Origin of the sequence: Thiohalocapsa sp., assembly GCF_019695415.1 — a bacterium.
In the GTDB taxonomy this organism is placed as follows: domain Bacteria; phylum Pseudomonadota; class Gammaproteobacteria; order Chromatiales; family Chromatiaceae; genus Thiohalocapsa.
This window is the reverse complement of the sequence record NZ_JAIFKJ010000240.1, coordinates 1-2,061: the sequence shown is the minus strand read 5'-3', so window position 1 is coordinate 2,061 and position 2,061 is coordinate 1. Positions and strand designations below refer to the sequence as shown.

Here is a 2,061-nt window from a genome sequence, read left to right as displayed (position 1 = left end):
GCCCGTGAGGATGGTAGGGATGGCCTGACGCTGAATGGGCGTGGGCTCGGTGTAGCCCTGCTCGCGCACGGCACGCAGGAGGTCTTCGCGAAGACCCAAAGCATCAAAAGACATTGGATTGGCTCCTGTGGCGCCCTCCCTGCGGCCGCATAGGAGCAGCGGCCTGTACGCACGGGAGCCGGTCCGGGCTGGATTAGAGGTTGCTTGGCTGGAACGAGAGGCGCCGGCGGGAAACGCCGGGCGGCAGCGCGAACGGCTGAAGCGGGTATCGGCGGCGCCAGGGGTCTGGTGAGCCGCTGCGGTGCCGACCGGTCAGGCACCCGAAGCACGTACGGTAACAGAAACCGATGACGGGCGTTGGGAATTGTCGAACTGCCGCAGGGAGAATGCGCTGCGCTGATCCGCCCCGGCATGGGCGCAATATTCAGTGATCGCGGTCGGTCCTGTCGTCCTTAAGCGCCGATGCGCTTGATGGCGAGGGGGCGACCGCAGACCCGCGTCTTCTTGAGATGCTGGAGCAGCTCCTTGGGCATGCCGGCGGGCAGGTCCAGGATGCTGTGGTCATCGCGGATGTCGATGCGGCCGATGTAGCGCCCCTCGAGCCCGGCTTCGTTGGCGATGGCGCCGACAATATTGCCCGGCTTTACGCCGTCGTCCCGACCCACTTCGATGCGGAATCGCTCCATGCCCTGAGCCGGAGGACCGGCGCGCTGCGGACGCTGGTCGCCGCCCTGGTCGTGATTGCGGGGGCGGCGCTCGTGCCGCTCGCCACGCTCGAAGCCACGGTTCGCGCGACGGCCAGGACGCGCGGCCTGGCCGGCGTCGGCCTGCCAGGGCCGTTGCCGCTCCGACTGATCATCGCGCTGGTCCCTGCGCAGCGCGCCCCGACGGTCATTCCGCTCTCGCCACTCGCGCCGAGGCGGGCGCTCGCGAGCCCGCTCCGGCTCGGGCGGCAGCAGCAGCGGCTGCTCCCCGATAACGAGCCGCGCCAGGGCTGCGGCAATCTCCACCGCCGGTACGTCGTGCTCCTGCTGGTACTGCTCCACCAGGCTTTGCAGAAAGTCGAGCTCACCCGCGGCCAGGGCATCGGTGATGCGCTGCTTGAAATCGGCGATGCGCTTGTCGTTGACCGTCTCGGTGGACGGCAGCTGTAGGGGCTCGATGGGCTGTCGGGTGGCCTGCTCGATGGCGCGGAGCATGCGCCGCTCCCGGGGAGAGACAAACAGGATGGCCTCGCCCGCGCGACCCGCCCGACCGGTGCGGCCGATGCGGTGGATGTAGGCCTCGGTGTCGTAGGGGATGTCGTAGTTGACCACGTGGCTGATGCGCTCCACATCCAGCCCGCGGGCAGCGACGTCGGTGGCGACGATGATGTCGAGCTGGCCCTGCTTGAGGCGCGCCACAATTTGCTCGCGGAGCTTCTGCGGCAGGTCACCGTTCAGCGCGGCAGCGGCATAGCCACGGGCCTCCAGTCGCTCGGCCAGCTCCACGGTGGCCGTCTTGGTGCGCACGAAGATGAGCAGCGCATCGAAGGGCTCCACCTCCAGGATGCGGGTCAGGGCATCCAGCTTGTGCAGGCCAGAGACCAGCCACCAGCGCTGGCGGATGGTCTCCGCCGTCGCCGTGCGGGCGGCAATGCTGACTTCCACCGGGTCCTGCAGATAGGACTGCGCAATGCGCTGGATAGCCCGCGGCAGCGTCGCCGAGAACAGCGCAATCTGTCGCTCGGGGGGCGTTTGCGCCAGGATCCACTCGACATCGTCGATGAAGCCCATGCGCAGCATCTCGTCCGCCTCGTCCAGCACCAGCATCCGCAGTGCCTCGAGGTCCAGCGTGCCGCGGCGCATGTGATCCATAATCCGGCCCGGCGTGCCGACGACCACGTGCACGCCCCGCTTCAGTTGACGCAGTTGCACACTGTAGTCTTGACCGCCGTAGACAGGCAGGACGTGAAAGTCCGGCAGCGCCGAAGCATAAACCCGGCCGGCCTCGGCCACCTGGATGGGAAGCTCGCGGGCAGGGGTGAGCCACAGCACCTGGGGGTCGCGCCGCCCACTTCCA

At 68.3% G+C, this 2,061-nt stretch carries 1 protein-coding gene; it reads right to left on the bottom strand.

Annotated elements, in window-relative coordinates; translation table 11 throughout:
• Positions 1 to 452: 452 nt before the first annotated feature.
• Positions 453 to 2,061: helicase-related protein (locus I6U14_RS06805; RefSeq protein ID WP_296897941.1), on the bottom strand; the 1,609-nt coding region annotated here is incomplete at its 5' end.